This is a genomic window from Microbacterium sp. MYb62, from assembly GCF_002979475.1.
Taxonomy (GTDB): Bacteria; Actinomycetota; Actinomycetes; order Actinomycetales; family Microbacteriaceae; genus Microbacterium.
The window spans coordinates 151,383-170,187 of the sequence record NZ_PCOY01000007.1; the positions used below are offsets into that span (position 1 = coordinate 151,383).

Sequence of the window (18,805 nt, forward strand, 5' to 3'; positions counted from 1 at the left end):
CAATCCTGTCACCCGCTGGCGCTGTGCGCGGACGCGGCCTCCCCGCTGGCGTCGGCACGCGATCCGGCGAGCCGACGCGTCAGCACGAACGCGATGACGAGCGGCACGGCGGCGATCACGCCGAAGGAGATGTCGATGAGCTGCCATCCGATCGGCAGACCGCGGACCGATCCGGCGATCAGCGCCAGCGGGACGATGCCGGCGCACATGATGAGGCCCCAGATGGTGACCCACACATTGCGCACCGGGTCGAGGAGGGGGCCGACGAAGGCGACCGCGATGGCCAGGTGGGCGAATGCCAGCCAGTCCGTGCCGTAGGCGAGGAACGGGTAGGCCCTGGCCGTCGCATCGAGCCCCTCGGCGACCCGCTGCACCCAGAAGGCCAGATCGGGGAACGTCGTGCTCAGCCCGGTGCTGCTCAGGATGTCGCGCCCGAGCATGAGCTCCTCCCGCAAGGGGAAGGCGGTGACGCCGCTCACGACGAGCCCGACGATGACGATGACCAGGCAGATGCGGATCGTGATCAACCGTCGCCTCACAGGGACCTCCTCGATGTCGTCAGGTCGCCGTCATGGACGCGTGCGGCGTTCCTCCCCCTCTGAGCATTATGGGGCGTGGGACCTCACCCCGAACCCGCCGCAGGGAGTCATGAGCGCACGCGATCGTCTTTCCTCCGCAGCGGCAGGATCGCCGCCGTCAGAAGCGCCGGGCCTCCGACGAGCGTCCACGGCCCTGGTCCGGCAGGCGAGAGAACGATCTCAGGGTGCACCCGCAGGACGTTGATCGCCATCAGACAGCAGAGGAAACCCACCACGGCGATGGCCACGCGCCGGATGCGTCCACCTCCGTGACGTGAGAAGCGCCAGGCGACGACCGCGATCGCCCCCAGCAGGATGCTGACTCCGACGCCGAAGATCAGGAACAGCGGCCAGGAGGCGTCCGGGTCCGTCGCGAAGCCGACGGCATTGGTCGCCGTATGGGCCACGCCCAGCCCGACCAGGGCGAGAGCGCCGATGCCACCCGCCGCGCGACGGGAACGGAGGAACCGGACGGCCGGAATACGTGTGCTTGTGTCTGTCGATGAGAGCATGTCCCCCAGGCTGGTGCGTGCCGGGCGACTCGACCATCCCCCGGAGGTGTCGGAGTACTCCCCCGTGCGGGTGAGATCAGGCGCGCAGCATCCGTTCCCCGACGGCCCCGCTCCCTGCAGCCCTAGCCGTCCGTGGGCGTCGCCAGTGCCGCGAGTGCGGTGATGTGCTGCTGGAAGGCGCGTCGCCCTGAGGTCGTGAGCTGCACCCACACTCTGCTCTTCCCGCCGCGAGCTGCACGGCGTTGGGAGACGTAGCCCGCGTCGGCAAGAGCCGAGAGCTGTTTGCTCAACGCGGAGTCGGACATCTGGAGGAGGTCGCGCAGCGTCGCGAATTCCTCTTCGGTGACGGGATCGAGCAGCGCGCAGATCCGCAGCCGCGAGATCGGGTGGATCACCGCATCGAACACCGGTGACGCGGAGCCCGTCATTCGCGGACGCGGCTGACCTGGCGCGCCCAGGAGCGATCCATGAGAGGTCCCACGGTCGTGACGAGAGCGAACATGACGATCGCTGCGACCATCGGCACCCACCACCACCCCTGCTCGGAGTACACCGCCCGGCTGGCGCCGGCGAGGATCCCCGCGACCACGGCGAATCCGATGAGCTGCGCCGACATGCGGCCCGACAATCTGATCTTCCTCACCGCTGTCGGTTGTTTCCTCGCCGCGACGACGGCGATCACGACCACGGCGATGAGCGGAGCGGCGAACTGCAGCAACGGGGGCCAGCCGGAGAAGTAGGGCAGGAGCGCGAAGATCGACAGGAACGATCCGAGCATGATCCAGTAGCGCTTCGGACGACGCAGACGCTCGGCGTTCAGCGCCTTCGCCGCCTCGACCGCATCGAGCGCTCTGCGGGCCTCGAATTCGTCAGTTTCCATGTTGGCAACTCTAGCGCTCCTTTTCCTCTCTGGAAAGAGACGTTCAGGATCCCGGACGCTGCCGCTGACGCGCCCGATAGGCGCGCGTCTTCTGTCGATTGCCGCACTCCCCCATCGAGCACCATTGGCGGGATCGGTTCTTGGAGACGTCGTAGAACGCCAGCAGGCAGTCGTCTGCGGCGCACAGTTTCACGCGCCCCCAGGTGCCCTCCGCCTGCGCCTCGGCGATCGCGACCAGGATCCGGGCGAGCCCACCCCGAGCACCGAGCTGCGCAGAGGTCAGCCGGGGGCGGGTCCCGTCGAAAGCAACCAGAAGTGGGAGATCGGCGGCCGCGGTGTCCAACGCGGGAACAGGCGACGTGTCATCGCGCTCATGGTGCAGCGTCATCGCCGCACGTAGCCCGGAGCGAAGAGTGATCGCGAGGTCGAGGTCGCGATCATCCGCCGATTCGTCCCCGTCGATCAGTTCGCGCCCACGGAGCCAGCGGGTCAACGCCGCCGCATCCGGGAACGCTTCCGGAGGGTCGGCGTCGACATCCACATCGAGCGTGTTCGCGAAAGCGCAGAGCAGTTCCGCATACGCCGGTGCGGTCGTCATCGTGTCGGACTTCGCCATCGCTCCACCTCCGGGTCGTCGCCTTGCACACTCGAGTCTCCGCATCCGAGCCGCAACACCAGCATAGTGAATATGATGGTTGCGGGATCAGATGTAACCAGCATACGATCTTTGCAGGTGTCGAGTGATGCTCCTCGCACCTGCCACTGCCGGTGGCGAACACCTCCTCCTCTCCCGCCGTCGAAAGAGGCTCACGTGCACACGCCGGACGTCGAACCGCGAGGTCCGGAGCGCGCGAGCCGGTTCGTCCCGGTGGCGCTGACCAAACCCGTGCTCGCTTCGGCGCTGGGGATCGACGGCGGCGCGGTCTTCCAGATCCTCGCGGTCGAGAATCTGGGGCTGTCACCATCCGCCATCGGGATCGCGTTCGGGTTGGGTCTCCTCTCACTGCCGTTTCAGCTGTGGGCTGCGCGGATGCCGCTTCGCTTCGCCAGGCGCAACGTGCAGATCTTCCTGCTGCTCGCCGCACTCCAGAGCGGGCTGCTGGCCTGGCTCGTCGCGATCGGGGCCACAGGAGGGCTCGCCGCTACGGCTCTGGCAGTGACGATCACAGCCGAGATCGCCATCTCCGTGCTGTACGTGACGGCATGGCAGCCGCTGCTCTCCACCCGCGTCCGAAGCCGCGACCGGCAGCGGATCAACGCCGGGTGGAACGCGGCGGGGCGGGGACTGCTGGCCGGATTCCTGATCGTCTTCTCCGCGTTCGAAGGCATCGGCAGGTCGCTGCTGCTCGCCGCCCTGGCATTCATCGCCATCGGCGTGGCGGTGAGCTTCGGACGCGTCACCGTCCCGGCGACGAGCACTCCTGCACCGCGCGAATCGCCCACGAGACAGCGGCCACCGCGCCTTCCTCCTGTCCTGTGGTGGATTCTCGGCAGCTTCGCAGCGCTTCACCTGGGTGCTCTGCCGTTGTGGCTGGTGTACCTCTCCGCGGCGATCTGGCCGACGGCCGACCTCGGCGCGATCGGCGCGATCCAGACGGTCGCCGTCGTCGCCGCTCTTCTCGTGTGGCGACCGACCAACGGCGGTCTGGGCTCACGGGCGATGATCGGCGTGCTGCTGGTGGTGGCCGGCAGCATCGCCCTCGTCGGGGTCGGGGAGTCGGCGGAGGGCGTCGGCGAGCACGTCGGCGTCGTGCTGGTCACCATCTCGATGACGTTCGGGATGACGTACGCCGGTCTGGCGTTGCTGGAGATGGCTCACCGCATCGTCGAGCGTCAGCAGCACGTGGTGCGGGTGTTCACCATCATCGACGTCGTCGACTCGTCGGCCTTGCAGCTCGGTCTGTTCATCGGCGGCTTCCTGGTGACGTCGTCCGTTCAGACGGGCACCTCCACCCCGTACGTCGCGTTCGTCGTCGCGATGAGCATCCTGGCCCTGGCCGCCGTGTGGCGAACCGTGAGGCTCACCGCGAAGACCGCCCCGGGCGACGGCGCGAACGAGCGGTGATGAGCGGGGTCGTGCGACGCATGGCGACATGCGGGCGGATGAACGCCCGCCGATGCGGCCGGCGCCCCGGGCCGGTCAGTTGTTGAAGCGGAACTCCACCACGTCGCCGTCCTGGCCGTTAGAAGTCCTCAGCACTGATCTTCAGACGCTCGCGCACCAAGCCGGCGGCGTGCCCATCGAGCCAGTGGAAGTCGTACCTGCCGCGGTGGGCATCCGTACTGATCCACTCCAGATACCCGTCCTGCATCTCCTTCACGGCCGACCAAGGCGGGTAGTCCTCCGTGGATCGCTCGCGCGAACCATCCGCCCATACGACGATGTACCACACCCACCATTGCCGCCTCAGAGGACTGAACGGAGACCAAAACCACGAGCGAATTGTGGCGACGTGTCCCGCAATCTCGCCGTTGCGCGAAAGGACACCGACCCCCTCGTCGAAGACTTCGAGCGCGGGGTCGGGTTTTGGTGGCTTGATCAATCCCATCGTGACGGGAGGCCTAACTGCGACGGAATAAGGCAGTTGCGAGGTCGGCGATCATTGGGAATCGCCAGGTGTGTTTCCGATACGGAACTCCACGAGAAAATTGTCGTGCGTCAACCGGTGGCAGCCGCTTCGCGGTGATGTCTTCCGCATCGAATTCGGGCCAATGCGTTCGAACGAACTCGATGAGCCTGTCGGGCTCCACCCACTCGATGCCCCACTTCGACCATTCCACGTTCGGCTGGTCATCGTGCGGCCAGTATGAGTCCTCGCACCCAGCTTCATCGGACACGTCCCAGGGCTTGTCGTGAAACTCCCACACTCGGTCCTCCATCGGCACGACAAGCACCGCCCGACCCGCAACTTCGCCTGTCGTCGCCCGGCCATCACCGGTCAGGTTGGATTCGAGAGGACTCTGCGCGGACACCTGACCTACTTGGATCCGCCAGATGTGTTTCCGATACGGAACTCCACGACGTCGCCGTCCTGCATGACGTAGTCCTTGCCCTCGAGACGCGCCTTGCCCTTCGCCCGCGCTTCGACGACGGAGCCCGTCTCGACCAGGTCGTCGAACGAGACGATCTCGGCCTTGATGAAGCCCTTCTCGAAGTCGGTGTGGATGACGCCGGCGGCCTGCGGAGCCTTCGAGCCCTGGGGGATGGTCCAGGCGCGAGCTTCCTTCGGGCCGGCCGTGAGATAGGTCTGCAGCCCGAGGGTGTCGAAGCCGATGCGGGCGAGCTGGTCGAGTCCCGACTCGTCCTGACCCGTCGAGGCGAGCAGTTCGGCCGCATCCTCCGGGTCGAGGTCGATCAGTTCGGACTCGATCTTCGCGTCGAGGAAGATCGCCTTCGCCGGGGCGACGAGGGCGGCGAGCTCCTCCTTGCGCGCGGCATCCGTCAGCACACCCTCATCGACGTTGAAGACGAAGATGACGGGCTTGGCGGTGAGCAGGCCCAGCTCGCGGATCGGCGTCAGGTCGATGCCCGCGACCGACAGCAGCACCCCGCGCTCCAGCGCATCCTTCGCGCTCTGCGCCGTCTCGAGCACGACGGGCTCGATCTTCTTGCCGCGGACTTCCTTCTCGTACCGGGTGATCGCCCTGTCGACGGTCTCGAGGTCGGCGAGCATGAGCTCCGCGTTGATCGTCTCCATGTCGGATGCCGGGTTGACCGCACCGTCCACGTGCACGACGTCGTCGTCGGCGAAGCCGCGCACGACCTGCGCGATGGCGTCGGCTTCACGGATGTTCGCGAGGAACTTGTTGCCCAGGCCCTCACCCTCGCTCGCACCGCGCACGATGCCGGCGATGTCGACGAACGACACCGCGGCGGGGAGGATCCGCTCACTGCCGAAGATCTCCGCCAGCTTCTCCAGGCGCGGGTCGGGCAGGTTCACCACGCCGACGTTGGGCTCGATCGTCGCGAACGGATAGTTCGCTGCGAGCACGTCGTTCTTGGTGAGTGCGTTGAAGAGGGTGGACTTGCCGACGTTGGGCAGACCGACGATACCGATAGTGAGAGCCACGGGGCACGAGTCTACCTGGCTCGAGTCCTGCGGCCCTGCGGTCCGGCGGCGGGACTCTGGATCAGGCGGACACACAGGGTCAGGCGGATGCCGCCGAGCTCGGCCTGATGCGGCGAGATCGCCTGATGCGACGCCTCAATCGCGCACGGCGCGGAACGCCCTGGTCACGTACGGCAGATCGATGGTGCCGACTTCGTCGAGCCCGAGCCCGTCGAACAACTCATCCATCTCCCGTCGGATCCGCGCCCGCTCCACGTCCGACGCCGTGATGACATAACTGCGCGATGCCGCCATCCGGTGCAGGCTGTCGCGAGTGATCGGGCGCACCCAGTCCCACGATCTCTCCTCGAGCGGCCCGAAGGGCGCGGCGACGTCGGGTCCTCCCTCGGCGAGCATGATCTCGGCGTTGCTCCCGTGCATGATCTCGGTGAGGCGGCGCACCCAGTCGACACGGTCGTCCCGGATGTTCCAGATCAGGCCGAGCACTCCCCCGCTGCGCACCACGCGGCCGATCTCCGCCGAGCCCGCGACCGGATCGACCCAGTGCCAGGCCTGCCCGAGCACCACGGCGTCGACGCTCGCGACGGGGAGCGGAAGGGATTCCGCGGTCCCGGCGAACGTCGGCACACCGGGCACCACGTCACGCAGAGTCGCGAGCATCTCGGGATCGGGATCGATCGCGATGACCTCGGCGTCCGGAGCCTGAGCGAGCACCCTGGTGAGTTTGCCCGTCCCGGCGCCCACATCGACGATCCGGCGGGAGTCCCCGGGCATCTGCTCGAGCATCCAGGCCACTGCTTCGAAGGGGTACTCGGGCCTTCCGACCTCGTAGTCCCCGGCCTGTGCTCCGAACGACGTCGCCATGTCCTCAGCCATGTCGCCAGCATACGGCGAGTCTTCGACCCGTCGCCGGGCACGCGGGAGAAGGTGGAGATGTGCCACTGGACTTCACCGCGATCGACTTCGAGACCGCGAACTCCAGCCCCGCCTCCGCGTGTTCCGTCGGGCTCGTCCGCGTACGCGGCGGAGAGGTCGTCGCCACCACCGGGTGGCTGATCCAGCCTCCACCCGGACACGACGACTTCCAGGAATGGAACGTGCGCATCCACGGCATCCAGCCGGAGGACGTGCTGTCCGCAGCCACCTGGGTCGACCAGTTCGACCGTCTCTGCGCCTTCGCCGGAGCCGACGTGCTCGTCGCGCACAACGCCGGCTTCGACCTCAACGTGCTGCGCCGCGCCTCGGAGGCCACCGGGCAGCTCTGCCCGCCCTACCGCTCGCTGTGCAGCCTGCAGGTCGCCCGCAAGACCTACACGCTCGACTCGTACCGCCTGCCGATCGCCGCGGCGGCCGCCGGGTTCGAGGAGTTCTCGCACCACGACGCTCTCGCCGATGCTCGCGCGTGCGCGCAGATCGTCATCGATGCGGCGGCCAGGGCGGGTGCCGCCGACGTCTTCGCGCTGGCGGACGCTCTGAAACTGCGGGTGACCGCCCCCGTCGCACCGGCGCTGGAACGCGCCGTCGCCTGAGCGGACACGCCACGCCTGTGCGCGGCGACATCGGAATGTCGGATGCCGGCCGCATCATGAACACATGGATGCTCTGGCTGTCGTTCTCGTCCTCGTCGCCCTTGCGACGGGTGTCGCCGTGGGCTGGTTCCTGCGCGCAGGGCGCGGAGCCGCCGATCTCGCGCGCACCCAGGCCGAGCTGACCGCCGCACGCGACGATCGCGACCGTCAATACGATCTCTACCGCGATGCGGTCGAGCACGCGCGCAACGAACAGCGTGCCGAGGCGCAGCGTGTGCAGCAGCAGAACGCCGTGCTGACCGCGCTCGCACCGGTTAGGGAGAGTCTGCAGCAGATGCAGAACAAGGTCACGGCGATCGAGCGCGAGCGGCATGCGCAGTTCGGCACACTCGAAGAACAGCTGCGCCGCGCCCAGGAGTCCGACGAGGCGCTGCGCGCGACGACGGAATCGCTCGCAGGCGCTTTGCGCTCGACCGCCACGCGAGGCGTCTGGGGCGAGACGCAGCTTCGGCGAGTGGTCGAGGCCGCCGGACTCACACGGCACATCGACTTCGATCTGCAGGCGACGATCTCCTCCGATCACGGCCAGGGGCGGCCCGACATGGTCATCCGCCTCGCCGGAGGGAGCTCGATCGCCGTGGACGCCAAGGTGCCTCTCGATGCGTACCTCGAAGCATCGGCGCTCCCCGGTGGCGATGCGCAGGAGTCACAGCGACGCGGTCTGATGCAGAAGCACGTCAAAGCGGTCCGCGCCCACGTCGACGCGCTCGCGAAGAAGGCCTACTGGGCCGGACTCGACGCGAGCCCGGAGTTCGTGATCTGCTTCCTGCCGAGCGAGTCTCTGCTGGCGGCCGCCATCGACGAAGATCCGACGCTTCTCGATTATGCGTTCAGCCGGCGGGTGGCACTCGCCTCGCCCGTGAACCTCTGGGCCGTCCTGAAGACGGTGGCCTTCACGTGGACTCAACAGGATGTGTCGACCGAGGCACGCACACTGCTGTCCCTCGGCACCCAGCTCTACGATCGCCTGGGCACGCTCGCCGGGCACGCCGACGACCTGCGTCGAGCCCTGGAGCGCACGGTCGACAGCTACAACCGCTTCGCCGGCTCTCTCGAGACCCGTGTGCTCGTCACGGCGCGGCAGTTCCCGGGTGTCGATGCCTCAGCCCTGGCGACAGCACCGGCCGTGACCGCGAGCGCGACCAGAAGGTTCACGGCGCCGGAACTCATCACCGAGGAGCAGGTCGCACTCGACCCCGCGGAGGACGAGGAGGAGTCCACCGTCCGCGCCGATGTCGGTGACGTGCGCCTCCGGTTCGACGGACAGTAGCCCTCGAGCGGACGCGAGCCCGCGGCCCGAGCGCGCGCCTCACAGCGCACAGTTGCGGAGCAGGATCAGGCGATGCCGGGCACGCCGCTGAGCAACAGGATGACGAGACCGCTGGTGGCGAGGAATGCGCCGATCATCCACCAGGCGCTGATCTCGTGTCCCTCGTCGCGACGGACGCGGAACAGCACGTCGGCGCGGCGCGCGGGATCGACGGTCGCCGCAGCGGGCGGCGTCGTCACCGGCGGCGTCGGAACGGATCCCGCATCGGCGCTCACCCGGAGGATGCGCCCCGTGTTGGTCGTGACGATCTTCGTCGGGGCGGCCTTGGAGCCGCTGGTGTGCTGCGTTGTCATCTGTTCGCCCTCCTGTGCCTGCGGTGCCTGGCGGCTCCGTCGACGGCGACAAACCCAGTGACAATTGTCACACGGCGCTCCCGATAACCGTGGATCGTCCTGCAGCGAAGCGATACCGGCTCGGTAACGATGCCGCGTCCTTCCGCGGCGATCCCCACCACCCCGGAGAGTTCGTGCGGGTGCTCAGAGCCACTTCGAGACGAGGTGCTCCGAGGCGATGCGACGGAGCGTGCCCGATGCACCGCGGAGCACCACGCTCTCCGTGTACACATAGCCGCGCTCGCGGCGGACCCCGGCGACGAGTTGCCCGTCGGTGACCCCGGTCGCGACGAAGATCGTGTTGTTCCCCTGCACCAGGTCGTCGGCCTCGTAGACCTTGTCCATGTCGAGGCCGGCATCGATCCCGCGCTGGCGCTCATCGTCGTCGCGCGGCCAGAGGCGTCCCTGGATGTGTCCGCCGAGCGCCTTGATCGCGCACGCCGTGACGATGCCCTCCGGGCTGCCACCGACACCGACGCACATGTCGGTCCTGGCGTCATGGCGAGCCGCGTTGATACCGCCGGCGACGTCACCGTCGCTCATCAGTCGCGTACCGGCGCCGGCGTCCCTGATCTCCTGGATCAACTGTTCATGGCGTGGTCGGTTCAGCACGGAGACGACGATCTCATCGACGGGCTTGTCGAGCGCGCCGGCGAGCTTGCGGATGTTCTCGCCGATGGGCAGACGGATGTCGACAACACCGACGCCCGCGGGCCCGGTGACGAGCTTGTCCATGTAGAAGACCGTCGAGGCATCCAGCATCGTCCCGCGATCCGAGACCGCGATCACGGAGAGGGCGTTCTGCCGGCCGGCCGCCGTGAGGGAGGTTCCGTCGATCGGGTCGACCGCGATATCGCAGAGCGGGCCACGCCCGGTGCCGACGACCTCGCCGTTGAAGAGCATCGGGGCGTTGTCCTTCTCGCCCTCGCCGATCACCACGCGCCCCTGGAAGTCGACGGTGCCGAGGAACGCGCGCATCGCATCGACCGCGGCCCCGTCCGCCGCCTCCTTCGCGCCGCGTCCGATGAAGGGCACCGCACGGATGGACGCGGCCTCCGTCGCACGCACCAGCTCCATCGCGAGGTTGCGGTCGGGACGAAGAGGGCTCAGATCCGCTGTCAGACTCACCATGCGGTCAGCCTAGCCATCGGCGCATCCGAACAGCTCGCCTTTCGGCGCCGAAACGGAGAAGGAATCGCGATTCTTAACGGCAGGACAGGAGCGAGGGCGCTCACGTCGGGTCCCGGCTGCGGTATCACCGCGTGCGCCCCGATAGAGTGGCAGCTGTCCCGGCTTCCCTATCGCAGGAGTTCTCATGCCCGTCGCCACCCCGGATCAGTACGCCGAAATGCTCGACCGCGCGAAGGCCGGCGGCTTCGCGTATCCGGCATTCAACGTCTCCAGCTCGCAGACGATCAACTCCGTCCTCCAGGGCCTGACCGAGGCCGGATCGGACGGCATCATCCAGGTCACCACGGGTGGTGCGGACTACTTCGCCGGCCACACCGTCAAGGCACGCGCGACCGGCGCACTCGCCTTCGCACGTTTCGCGACCGAGGTCGCGAAGAACTACCCGATCACCGTCGCGCTCCACACCGACCACTGCCCGAAGGATGCCCTCGCCGGCTTCGTCGAGCCGCTGATCTCCGCCTCCGAGGAAGAGGTCAAGGCCGGTCGCAACCCGATCTTCCAGTCGCACATGTGGGACGGTTCGGCCGTTCCCCTCGCGGAGAACATCGAGATCGCGCAGAACCTGCTCCCCCGCATGAAGAATATCAACGCCATCCTCGAGGTCGAGATCGGCGTCGTGGGCGGCGAAGAGGACGGCGTGCAGCACGAGGGCTCGAACGAGGCCCTCTACACGACCTTCGCCGACGTCGACCAGGCCGTGCAGGCGCTCGGTCTCGGCGAGCAGGGACGCTACATCGCGGCCCTCACCTTCGGCAACGTGCACGGTGTCTACAAGCCCGGCGGCGTGAAGCTGCGTCCGGAGCTCCTCGGCGAGATCCAGGCTCAGGTCGCCGCGAAGTACAACACGGGCGCAAAGCCGCTCGATCTCGTCTTCCACGGCGGCTCGGGTTCCACCGATGAGGAGATCGCGCTCGCGGTCGCCAACGGCGTCATCAAGATGAACATCGACACCGACACGCAGTACGCGTACACGCGTGCCATCGCCGACTACATGTTCAAGAACTACGACGGCGTGCTGAAGGTCGACGGCGAGGTCGGGAACAAGAAGCAGTACGACCCGCGCGCCTGGGGCAAGATCGCCGAGTCGGCGATGGCCGCCCGCGTCGTCGAGTCGACTCGTCAGCTGGGCTCCTACGGCCAGTCGAAGAGCTGATCTCTCCGAGACACGCAGAGAAGGGGCCCGGCATCATCGCCGGGCCCCTTCTCTGCGTCTCCGAGGTGCCGACGTTTCGCAGGCAGCGCTCGCGAGATCAGCGCGTCGTCATCTGCTCGACATACGCCATGAACGCCGGGTCTCCGGTCATCGGCACCGAGATGCAGATGACCACGACGATCATGGTCGCGATCGCGCCGACGATCGGCAGCCACCAGGTGAGGCGACCGCGTCGCAGGCGACGGACCGAGAGCGCTGCGGTGATCGCCCATCCGACGACGAGGACGACCGCCGCGATCGTTCCCCACGTCTTCCCGGCTGCGAAGTTCGTGAACTCCCCGTCGATGCCGAGGACGTTCATCGCGTCGTTCATCACGCGCGGCAGATCGAGATACGACAGACCGGTGATGATGACGTTGATCAGTCCATAGGCGAGCATCGCGATCGTCGCGAAGCGGTCGAGGGGATGCGACCTCGCGGAAGGCGCGGTCGCACCGGACGTCTCGCGCGCGGGCTCGGGGATCGGCGCCACCGGCGGGACCGTGACGACCTCTTCGAGCGGCGGCAGGCCGGCGGCTCGTCGCTGCTCCTCGGGAGTTGCGAGTTCCCCGTACTGGGGCCGTTGATCGGTCATCTCGCAATGCTAACCGCACCAGCTCCGGCCGGTTCACAGCGGGCGCCGCACCGCGTGGACCCCGGAAACGATAGCGGCCCCGGGGAAGTGGGGACTTCTCGGGGCCGCGGACGTGGAGCGCTGGGGACGCTCCTCATCCAGATCGACTGCCAGCGCTGGGGACGCTTGGCGCGATCAGCAGCGTTCATGTATGCCGCTACTCTCTCGATCATAGGAAAACGCATGCCGCCGCGCCAGGGGTCGTCCTTCAGATAGTGAAATCGGCTCCGGAACTTCCGCCGCCCAGGAGGTCGGCGCCCAACTGCAGGGCGAGACGGTGCGCGGTGCGCTGGAGAGTCGAGACGAGCTTTCGATCCACCACGGCACGATTCGCCGGCAACGAGATCGCCAACGACGCGGTGACACCGGGAGCGATGACCGGCACGGCGACACACGTCGCACCGATCGCGTACTCCTCCTGATCGATCGTCCACCCCGGTGAGCGTTCCAACTGCGTCAGCAGGGTCCTGCGGTCGCTGATCGTGCGCCGTGTCAGCTCCACCAGGCGATGTCTGGACAGATAGTCGAGACGGTCGGCATCCGGCAGGTCAGCCAGGATCTGCTTGCCCAACGCGGTGGCATGCGCGCTGGACTGCAGTCCCACCCACAACTCGATCCGCGGGTTTCGGACCGCGTCGACGATGTCGACCAGATGCATCTCCCCGTCGTCGAAGCGAGAGAGATACGCCGTCGCGCCGACATCCTCCGTGACGTCCCTCAGCGCGGCGCGAACCCGCGCCAGGAACACCCCCCGCGAGTCGATCTGCTGCTGGAAGGACGGAAACCGGGAGCCGAGCACCAGACCATCGGGCTCGGACGTGAAGTATCCCTCATGCACGAGGGTGCGCACCAGGTTGTAAGTGGTCCCCGATGTCAACCCGGTGATCGCCGCCAGCGTCTTGGCGGGCAGCGGGCGAGGCGAATTGGCGACGATGTCGACCAGTCGCAGAGCGCGTTGCACCGACCCGATGAGGGTGGGCTCCGCTTCCGCGGCGCTCAACGCTACGCGCCTCCTCCGGAAGCACGTCCGCCGAGCGCCCGTGCGTCGCGCTGACCCGCAGCGTCCTGACGAAGCTCCTTGGGCAGGGAGAACATGAGGTCCTCCTCCGCCGTCTTCACTTCCTCGACGTCGCGGTAGCCGGCGTCTCCGATGGCGTCGAGCACCTCGCGCACGAGGACCTCGGGCACGGAGGCGCCGCTGGTGACGCCGACCGTCTCGACCCCGTCGAGCCACTCCTGCTGGATCTCCTCGGCGTAGTCGACCCGGTACGCGGCCTTCGCCCCGTACTCGAGTGCGACCTCGACCAGGCGCACGCTGTTGGACGAGTTGGACGAGCCGACGACGATCACGAGGTCTGCTCCGGCCGCGACCTTCTTGATCGCCACCTGGCGGTTCTGCGTGGCGTAGCAGATGTCGTCGGAGGGCGGGTTCTGCAGTTCGGGGAAGCGCGTGCGCAGACGGTTGACCGTCTCCATCGTCTCGTCGACGGAGAGGGTGGTCTGCGAGAGCCAGACGACCTTGTTCGGGTCCTTCACGACGACCGTGTCGGCCTCTTCCGGGGAGTTCACGACGGTGACGTGCTCCGGTGCTTCGCCGGCCGTGCCCTCGACCTCCTCGTGACCTTCGTGGCCGATGAGCAGGATCTCGAAGTCATCGCGAGCGAAGCGCACGGCTTCGCGGTGGACCTTGGTGACGAGAGGACAGGTCGCGTCGATCGCGTGCAGACCCCGATCGGATGCCGCGTTCACCACCGCCGGCGACACCCCGTGCGCGCTGAAGACGACATGCGCCCCCTCGGGGACCTCGTCGACCTCTTCGACGAAGATCGCGCCCTTCGCTTCGAGCTCGGTCACGACGTGGATGTTGTGCACGATCTGCTTGCGCACGTAGACCGGGGCGCCGTAGCGCTCGAGCGCCTTCTCGACGGCCACGACGGCACGGTCGACACCGGCGCAGTACCCCCGCGGCGCAGCCAGCAGAACCCGCTTGTGTCCGGCCACCGGGTTATCCTGAAGCCGCCCGGCCGCCGCACGAACTCGTGGGAGGCGGGGGACGGGGAGATGAACAGCAGTCGAGGTCACCCCTGAATTCTACCGCCGCGCAGCTGTGCGAGGCCGGAGAGACTCCGGGGAGGGAACGGGAGCGGATGACAGTCTTCGAAGCGACGACGGGCCAGGGCGAGACGCCCCCGGCCGACTCCGTCGCACCCCGTGACTCGACGGCCGACGCCCCGACCTCGGTCACGCGACTGAACGCGACCATCCGCGACTTCATCGCGCGGTGGAACACCGTCTGGGTCGAGGGGGAGATCACGTCATGGAACGTCCGCGCCGGCAACGTCTTCGCCCGGCTGAAGGACACCCGGTCCGACGCGCAGATCTCCATCAGGGTGTGGTCCAGTGTGCGCGGGCGCATCCCCTCCGATATCGGCGTCGGCGATCATGTCGTCGCCGCGGTGAAGGCCGACTACTTCGTCAAGGCCGGCGATTTCAGCTTCGCCGTCTCGGCGATGAAGCACGTGGGGTTGGGAGACCAGCTCGAACGTCTCGAGAAGCTGCGCATCCAGCTGCGGCAGGAAGGACTGTTCGACCCCGCTCGCAAGAAGCGACTGCCGTTCCTCCCCCACGTGATCGGCCTGATCACGGGTGAGCGCTCGGATGCCGAGAAGGACGTCCATCGCAATGCCGAGCTGCGATGGCCGCAGGTGCGATTCCGCACCGAGTACGCCGCGGTGCAAGGCGACCGCTGCGTACCGGACACCCTCGCCGCCCTCGCACGGCTCGATGCCGACCCTGAAGTCGATGTCATCGTCATCGCCCGAGGAGGCGGAGACCCGCAGACGCTCCTCGGCTTCAGCGACGAGAGGCTCGTGCGGGCAGTGGCTGCGGCATCCACGCCGGTGGTGAGTGCGATCGGTCACGAGAACGATCATCCGCTGCTCGACGACGTCGCCGACCTCCGTGCCTCGACACCGACCGACGCCGCGAAGCGGGTGGTGCCCGACGTCGGAGAGCAGCGCGCTCTCATCGCGCAGCTGCGGTCGCGCGCCACGACGAGGCTCACGCAGCGCCTCTCCCACGACATCGCACAGTTGGATCAGCTCCGCTCCCGCCCCGTCCTGCGCTCGCCCGCTCCCATCATCGACGCCCGCGCCCAGGAGACGTGGCTGCTGCTCGCGCGCGGCCGCGACGCCGTGAACAGACATCTCGACGACGCGGCCCGCCGCACCGGGGAACTCCGCGCATCGCTCAGAGCCCTCTCCCCCGCAGCGACCCTGGCCCGCGGCTATGCGATCGCACACCTCGACGGGGGCGTGATCCTGCGCGATGCCGCCGACGCCCCGACGGGAAGCGCGCTCACGATCACGCTCGACCGGGGCTCGTTGACCGCCCGGTCCGAGGGCGAGATCCCCGAAGGCCCCTGAGCCGGGCGCCCCTGACGCACGACGTAAGATGGAGGAGTGAGCGCCCTGAACGACACCCCTGTGGACACGCTGTCGTTCGAGGCGGCCCGAGACGAGCTCGTCACGGTCGTCGCCGAGCTCGAGCAGGGTTCTCCGACCCTCGAGCACTCGCTCGCACTCTGGGAACGCGGTGAGGCTCTCGCCGCCCGCTGCGAGGAGTGGCTCCTCGGCGCCAAGCGACGCCTCGACGCCGCCAGGGCCGCGGCCTCGGACGTCGAGACGCCTGCGGGAGAATCATGAGCAAACGGCCCCCGATCATCGCCGAACTCGGCCGCCCCGAGACTCCGGACGAGACCGCCGCACGCAACGCCGCGTCCAGCAAGGCGTACCGCTCCAGCCAGACCTTCAGGAATCTCGTCGCGGCGCTGCTCGTGACCGTCGCCGTGGTCGCCGTCATCATCTTCGCCGTCCCGCGCGGCGAACCGGTCGAGCAGAAGCCCCTCGACGTCGCCGCCGTCGCGGAAGGCGTCGAGTCGTCGATGGATCGCCCGGTGCTCGTCCCCGAACTCGGTGACTTCTGGCGTGCGAACAAGGCGGAGATGCAGGGGGGCGCCACCGTCGTGTGGGAGGTCACCCTCGCCCCGAAGTCCGACAGGGAGCGCGGCTTCATCAAGGTCGCGCAGGCCTTCGACGCGGACTCCTCGTGGGCGCCTCAGCGTCTGAACGGCATCGCCCCGACCGACACCGTGCGCATCGGCGGCCTGGAGTGGGACGTCTTCAAGCCGGGCAGCGCCGAGTCGAACGCCAACGTCACCTACGCCATCGGCACGCAGGCGGGAGATGACTACATCCTGCTCTACGGCGCACGGTCACCGGATTCGACCGCCGAGCTCGCCGAATCGCTCGTTCCGCAGATCCGCACCATCTCGGAGGCCTCATGACGCACCCGCTCACTCCCGCCGCCGCGTGGCAGCAGATGCAGGAGGGGAACCGTCGCTTCGTCCAGGACGAGCCCCGACACCCGAACCAGGACGTCGCCCGCCGCAAAGACCTGACCGTGGCGCAGCACCCGGTCGCGACGCTGTTCGGCTGCTCGGACTCGCGGCTCGCCGCGGAGATCATCTTCGACCTCGGTCTCGGCGATCTGTTCGTGGTGCGCAACGCCGGCCAGGTGATCGGCGAGTCGATCGTCGCGAGCCTGGAATACGCCGTCGCCGTGCTCGAGGTGCCGCTGATCGTCGTGCTGGCACACGACTCCTGCGGAGCGGTCCGCGCGGCCATCGACGGCACGGCGATCGACGCCGCTCCCCTGCCTCCGCACATCTGGAAGCTGATCGCACCGATCGTCCCCGCCGCGCGGAAGGTCCTGGCCGAGAACGGCGGGACGACCGTGGCCGAGATCGACTCGGAACTCGTCGGCATCGAGCACCTGCGCAACACGGTGAGCGACCTGCTGCAGTCGTCCGAGGTCATCAGCAACGCCGTCGCCGCCGGTCGACTGGGCATCGTCGGCGCCAACTACCGTCTGGCCGAGGGCACTGCCGTGCCCGTGATCACGGTCGGCATCGACACCGAGGACGCCGCTATCCCGGGGACTGGCCCCGCAACCAAGGAGGGTTCGGAATGACCGATACCGAGTACCGCATCGAGCACGACACCATGGGTGAGGTGCGGGTGCCCGTGAACGCGCTCTACGGAGCGCAGACCCAGCGCGCCGTGGAGAACTTCCCGATCTCGGGCAAGGGGCTGGAGTCGACGCAGATCGCCGCCCTCGCCCGGATCAAGAAGGCCGCGGCGCTCGCCAACAAGGAGCTCGGCACTCTCGACGGCGCCGTCGCCGATGCGATCGCCCAGGCCGCCGACCAGGTCGCCTCGGGCGCACACGACGGCGAGTTCCCGGTCGACACGTACCAGACCGGATCCGGCACCTCGTCGAACATGAACATGAACGAGGTGCTGGCGACGCTCGCGACGCGCATCCTCGGAGCGACCGTCCACCCCAATGACCACGTGAACGCCTCGCAGTCGTCGAACGACGTGTTCCCGACCTCGGTGCACATCGCCGTCACCCAGGCGCTCATCGACACACTCATCCCGGCGCTCGACCACCTCGCCGTCGCCCTCGAGGCGAAGGCGGAGCTGTGGAAGGACGCGGTCAAGTCCGGCCGCACGCACCTCATGGACGCGACGCCGGTGACCCTCGGCCAGGAGTTCGGCGGCTACGCCCGCCAGGTCCGCCTGGGCATCGAGCGCGTGCAGTCGGCCCTCCCCCGCGTCGCCGAGGTTCCGCTCGGCGGCACCGCGGTCGGCACCGGCATCAACACACCGCTCGGTTTCCCGCAGAAGGTCATCGCGCTGCTCGCCGCCGAGACCGAGCTGCCGATCACGGAGGCCAAGGACCACTTCGAGGCGCAGGCCAACCGCGACGGTCTGGTCGAGGCCTCCGGCGCACTGCGCACGATCGCGGTCTCGCTGACCAAGATCAACAACGACCTGCGCTGGATGGGCTCCGGTCCCAACACCGGTCTCGGCGAGCTGCACATCCCCGACCTGCAGCCCGGCTCCTCGATCATGCCCGGCAAGGTCAACCCGGTCGTTCCCGAGGCCGTGCTCATGGTGTGCGCCCGCGTGATCGGCAACGACGCGACGGTCGCCTGGGCCGGAGCATCCGGTTCCTTCGAGCTGAACGTCGCGATCCCGGTCATGGGTACGGCAGTGCTCGAGTCGATCCGTCTGCTGTCGAACGCGTCGCGCGTGCTCGCCGACAAGACGATCGACGGACTGCAGGCCAACACCGAGCGCGCCGCAGCGTTCGCGGGCATGAGCCCCTCGATCGTCACGCCGCTGAACAAGCTCATCGGTTACGAGGCGGCGGCGAAGATCGCCAAGCACTCGGTCGCGAAGGGCATCACGGTGCGCGACGCCGTGATCGACCTCGGCTACGTCGAGCGCGGCGATCTCACCCTCGAGCAGCTCGACGAGAAGCTCGACCTGCTGTCGATGACGCACCCGGGCTGACCCCGCACGCGCATCACCGGATGCCGCGAGGACTCGTTCCTCGCGGCATCCGGCGTCTCCACCGCCTCCGGCCTC

The 18,805-nt window shown here is 68.1% G+C and carries 22 protein-coding genes; 9 read left to right on the plus strand and 13 right to left on the minus strand.

The window, feature by feature from the left end; translation table 11 throughout:
• Positions 1-8 precede the first annotated feature (8 nt).
• From CQ042_RS09850 to CQ042_RS09870, 5 genes are all read right to left on the minus strand, one after another.
• A complete protein-coding gene (locus CQ042_RS09850) occupies positions 9-539 on the minus strand; it encodes a hypothetical protein (protein WP_105670298.1) in 531 nt (176 codons plus the stop codon).
• A gap of 107 nt (positions 540-646) precedes the next feature.
• Positions 647-1,090, minus strand: a complete 444-nt coding sequence (locus tag CQ042_RS09855) for a hypothetical protein (protein WP_105670299.1) — start codon at positions 1,088-1,090, stop codon at positions 647-649.
• 122 nt (positions 1,091-1,212) lie between these two features.
• Positions 1,213-1,518 (minus strand): transcriptional regulator, encoded by a 306-nt coding sequence (locus CQ042_RS09860; RefSeq protein ID WP_105670300.1) that lies wholly within the window; start codon positions 1,516-1,518, stop codon positions 1,213-1,215.
• Positions 1,515-1,970, minus strand: coding sequence for a hypothetical protein (locus CQ042_RS09865; RefSeq protein WP_105670301.1), 456 nt, complete (start codon positions 1,968-1,970; stop codon positions 1,515-1,517). Before CQ042_RS09865 ends, CQ042_RS09860 begins: the two co-directional genes overlap by 4 nt.
• Positions 1,971-2,013: 43 nt before the next feature.
• The gene (locus tag CQ042_RS09870) at positions 2,014-2,586 is read right to left on the minus strand and encodes a CGNR zinc finger domain-containing protein (RefSeq protein WP_219844837.1); all 573 of its coding nucleotides are present in this window, start codon (positions 2,584-2,586) and stop codon (positions 2,014-2,016) included.
• A gap of 195 nt (positions 2,587-2,781) precedes the next feature.
• On the opposite strand from CQ042_RS09870, the gene CQ042_RS09875 reads away from it, so the two are divergent.
• A complete protein-coding gene (locus CQ042_RS09875; protein ID WP_105670302.1) occupies positions 2,782-4,035 on the plus strand; it encodes a hypothetical protein in 1,254 nt (417 codons plus the stop codon).
• Between the two features lie 118 nt (positions 4,036-4,153).
• Here the strand turns inward: CQ042_RS09875 and CQ042_RS20295 are convergent, their stop codons facing one another.
• From CQ042_RS20295 to CQ042_RS09890, 3 genes are all read right to left on the minus strand, one after another.
• Positions 4,154-4,363 carry a hypothetical protein gene (locus tag CQ042_RS20295; protein ID WP_146115372.1) on the minus strand — a complete coding sequence of 70 codons (210 nt, stop codon included), beginning with the start codon at positions 4,361-4,363 and terminating at the stop codon, positions 4,154-4,156.
• 585 nt (positions 4,364-4,948) lie between these two features.
• Entirely contained in the window at positions 4,949-6,040 is a 1,092-nt protein-coding gene (ychF, locus tag CQ042_RS09885; RefSeq protein WP_105670304.1) for a redox-regulated ATPase YchF, read from the minus strand.
• A 135-nt stretch (positions 6,041-6,175) separates the two neighbouring features.
• On the minus strand, positions 6,176-6,916 hold the full coding sequence (locus tag CQ042_RS09890; RefSeq protein ID WP_105670305.1) for a class I SAM-dependent methyltransferase: 741 nt from the start codon (positions 6,914-6,916) through the stop codon (positions 6,176-6,178).
• 59 nt (positions 6,917-6,975) lie between these two features.
• Here CQ042_RS09890 and CQ042_RS09895 point away from each other — a divergent pair, with 59 nt between their 5' ends.
• On the plus strand, positions 6,976-7,569 hold the full coding sequence (locus CQ042_RS09895) for a 3'-5' exonuclease (RefSeq protein ID WP_105670306.1): 594 nt from the start codon (positions 6,976-6,978) through the stop codon (positions 7,567-7,569).
• Between the two features lie 64 nt (positions 7,570-7,633).
• Positions 7,634-8,899 carry a DNA recombination protein RmuC gene (locus CQ042_RS09900; protein WP_105670307.1) on the plus strand — a complete coding sequence of 422 codons (1,266 nt, stop codon included), beginning with the start codon at positions 7,634-7,636 and terminating at the stop codon, positions 8,897-8,899.
• A gap of 65 nt (positions 8,900-8,964) precedes the next feature.
• On the opposite strand, the gene CQ042_RS09905 is transcribed toward CQ042_RS09900, so the two are convergent.
• A complete protein-coding gene (locus tag CQ042_RS09905) occupies positions 8,965-9,252 on the minus strand; it encodes a hypothetical protein (protein ID WP_105670308.1) in 288 nt (95 codons plus the stop codon).
• A gap of 183 nt (positions 9,253-9,435) precedes the next feature.
• The gene (glpX, locus tag CQ042_RS09910; RefSeq protein WP_105670309.1) at positions 9,436-10,422 is read right to left on the minus strand and encodes a class II fructose-bisphosphatase; all 987 of its coding nucleotides are present in this window, start codon (positions 10,420-10,422) and stop codon (positions 9,436-9,438) included.
• Between the two features lie 184 nt (positions 10,423-10,606).
• On the opposite strand from glpX, the gene fbaA reads away from it, so the two are divergent.
• Positions 10,607-11,635: a class II fructose-bisphosphate aldolase gene (fbaA, locus tag CQ042_RS09915; protein ID WP_105670310.1), complete on the plus strand. Its 1,029-nt coding sequence runs from the start codon at positions 10,607-10,609 to the stop codon at positions 11,633-11,635.
• 97 nt (positions 11,636-11,732) lie between these two features.
• Here the strand turns inward: fbaA and CQ042_RS09920 are convergent, their stop codons facing one another.
• The 3 genes from CQ042_RS09920 to CQ042_RS09930 all read right to left on the minus strand — a co-directional run bounded on the left by CQ042_RS09920 (position 11,733) and on the right by CQ042_RS09930 (position 14,390).
• Positions 11,733-12,269, minus strand: coding sequence for a DUF6264 family protein (locus tag CQ042_RS09920; RefSeq protein ID WP_105670311.1), 537 nt, complete (start codon positions 12,267-12,269; stop codon positions 11,733-11,735).
• A 247-nt stretch (positions 12,270-12,516) separates the two neighbouring features.
• Entirely contained in the window at positions 12,517-13,308 is a 792-nt protein-coding gene (locus tag CQ042_RS09925; protein ID WP_105670312.1) for an IclR family transcriptional regulator, read from the minus strand.
• A 2-nt stretch (positions 13,309-13,310) separates the two neighbouring features.
• On the minus strand, positions 13,311-14,390 hold the full coding sequence (locus CQ042_RS09930; protein WP_181157520.1) for a 4-hydroxy-3-methylbut-2-enyl diphosphate reductase: 1,080 nt from the start codon (positions 14,388-14,390) through the stop codon (positions 13,311-13,313).
• 65 nt (positions 14,391-14,455) lie between these two features.
• Here CQ042_RS09930 and xseA point away from each other — a divergent pair, with 65 nt between their 5' ends.
• The 5 genes from xseA to CQ042_RS09955 are packed head-to-tail and all read left to right on the plus strand — an operon-like array spanning position 14,456 to position 18,730.
• Entirely contained in the window at positions 14,456-15,733 is a 1,278-nt protein-coding gene (gene xseA / locus CQ042_RS09935; RefSeq protein ID WP_105670314.1) for an exodeoxyribonuclease VII large subunit, read from the plus strand.
• Positions 15,734-15,769: 36 nt separating this feature from the next.
• The gene (locus CQ042_RS09940; RefSeq protein WP_105670315.1) at positions 15,770-16,012 is read left to right on the plus strand and encodes an exodeoxyribonuclease VII small subunit; all 243 of its coding nucleotides are present in this window, start codon (positions 15,770-15,772) and stop codon (positions 16,010-16,012) included.
• Positions 16,009-16,653, plus strand: coding sequence for a DUF4245 family protein (locus CQ042_RS09945; RefSeq protein WP_105670316.1), 645 nt, complete (start codon positions 16,009-16,011; stop codon positions 16,651-16,653). Before CQ042_RS09940 ends, CQ042_RS09945 begins: the two co-directional genes overlap by 4 nt.
• Positions 16,650-17,339 carry a carbonic anhydrase gene (locus CQ042_RS09950; protein WP_105670317.1) on the plus strand — a complete coding sequence of 230 codons (690 nt, stop codon included), beginning with the start codon at positions 16,650-16,652 and terminating at the stop codon, positions 17,337-17,339. Before CQ042_RS09945 ends, CQ042_RS09950 begins: the two co-directional genes overlap by 4 nt.
• Positions 17,336-18,730 (plus strand): aspartate ammonia-lyase, encoded by a 1,395-nt coding sequence (locus tag CQ042_RS09955; RefSeq protein WP_105670318.1) that lies wholly within the window; start codon positions 17,336-17,338, stop codon positions 18,728-18,730. The genes CQ042_RS09950 and CQ042_RS09955 overlap by 4 nt, the downstream gene beginning before the upstream one ends.
• Positions 18,731-18,805 lie beyond the last annotated feature (75 nt).

Bases quoted from the DNA above. Each gene is read 5' to 3' on its own strand.
- CQ042_RS09855 (WP_105670299.1), bottom strand. From the start codon at position 1,090: ATGCTCTCATCGACAGACACAAGCACACGTATTCCGGCCGTCCGGTTC.
- CQ042_RS09860 (WP_105670300.1), bottom strand. From the start codon at position 1,518: ATGACGGGCTCCGCGTCACCGGTGTTCGATGCGGTGATCCACCCGATC.
- CQ042_RS09865 (WP_105670301.1), bottom strand. From the start codon at position 1,970: ATGGAAACTGACGAATTCGAGGCCCGCAGAGCGCTCGATGCGGTCGAG.
- CQ042_RS09870 (WP_219844837.1), bottom strand. From the start codon at position 2,586: ATGGCGAAGTCCGACACGATGACGACCGCACCGGCGTATGCGGAACTG.
- CQ042_RS09890 (WP_105670305.1), bottom strand. From the start codon at position 6,916: ATGGCTGAGGACATGGCGACGTCGTTCGGAGCACAGGCCGGGGACTAC.
- CQ042_RS09900 (WP_105670307.1), top strand. From the start codon at position 7,634: ATGGATGCTCTGGCTGTCGTTCTCGTCCTCGTCGCCCTTGCGACGGGT.
- CQ042_RS09905 (WP_105670308.1), bottom strand. From the start codon at position 9,252: ATGACAACGCAGCACACCAGCGGCTCCAAGGCCGCCCCGACGAAGATC.
- glpX (WP_105670309.1), bottom strand. From the start codon at position 10,422: ATGGTGAGTCTGACAGCGGATCTGAGCCCTCTTCGTCCCGACCGCAAC.
- fbaA (WP_105670310.1), top strand. From the start codon at position 10,607: ATGCCCGTCGCCACCCCGGATCAGTACGCCGAAATGCTCGACCGCGCG.
- CQ042_RS09920 (WP_105670311.1), bottom strand. From the start codon at position 12,269: ATGACCGATCAACGGCCCCAGTACGGGGAACTCGCAACTCCCGAGGAG.
- xseA (WP_105670314.1), top strand. From the start codon at position 14,456: ATGACAGTCTTCGAAGCGACGACGGGCCAGGGCGAGACGCCCCCGGCC.
- CQ042_RS09945 (WP_105670316.1), top strand. From the start codon at position 16,009: ATGAGCAAACGGCCCCCGATCATCGCCGAACTCGGCCGCCCCGAGACT.
- CQ042_RS09950 (WP_105670317.1), top strand. From the start codon at position 16,650: ATGACGCACCCGCTCACTCCCGCCGCCGCGTGGCAGCAGATGCAGGAG.
- CQ042_RS09955 (WP_105670318.1), top strand. From the start codon at position 17,336: ATGACCGATACCGAGTACCGCATCGAGCACGACACCATGGGTGAGGTG.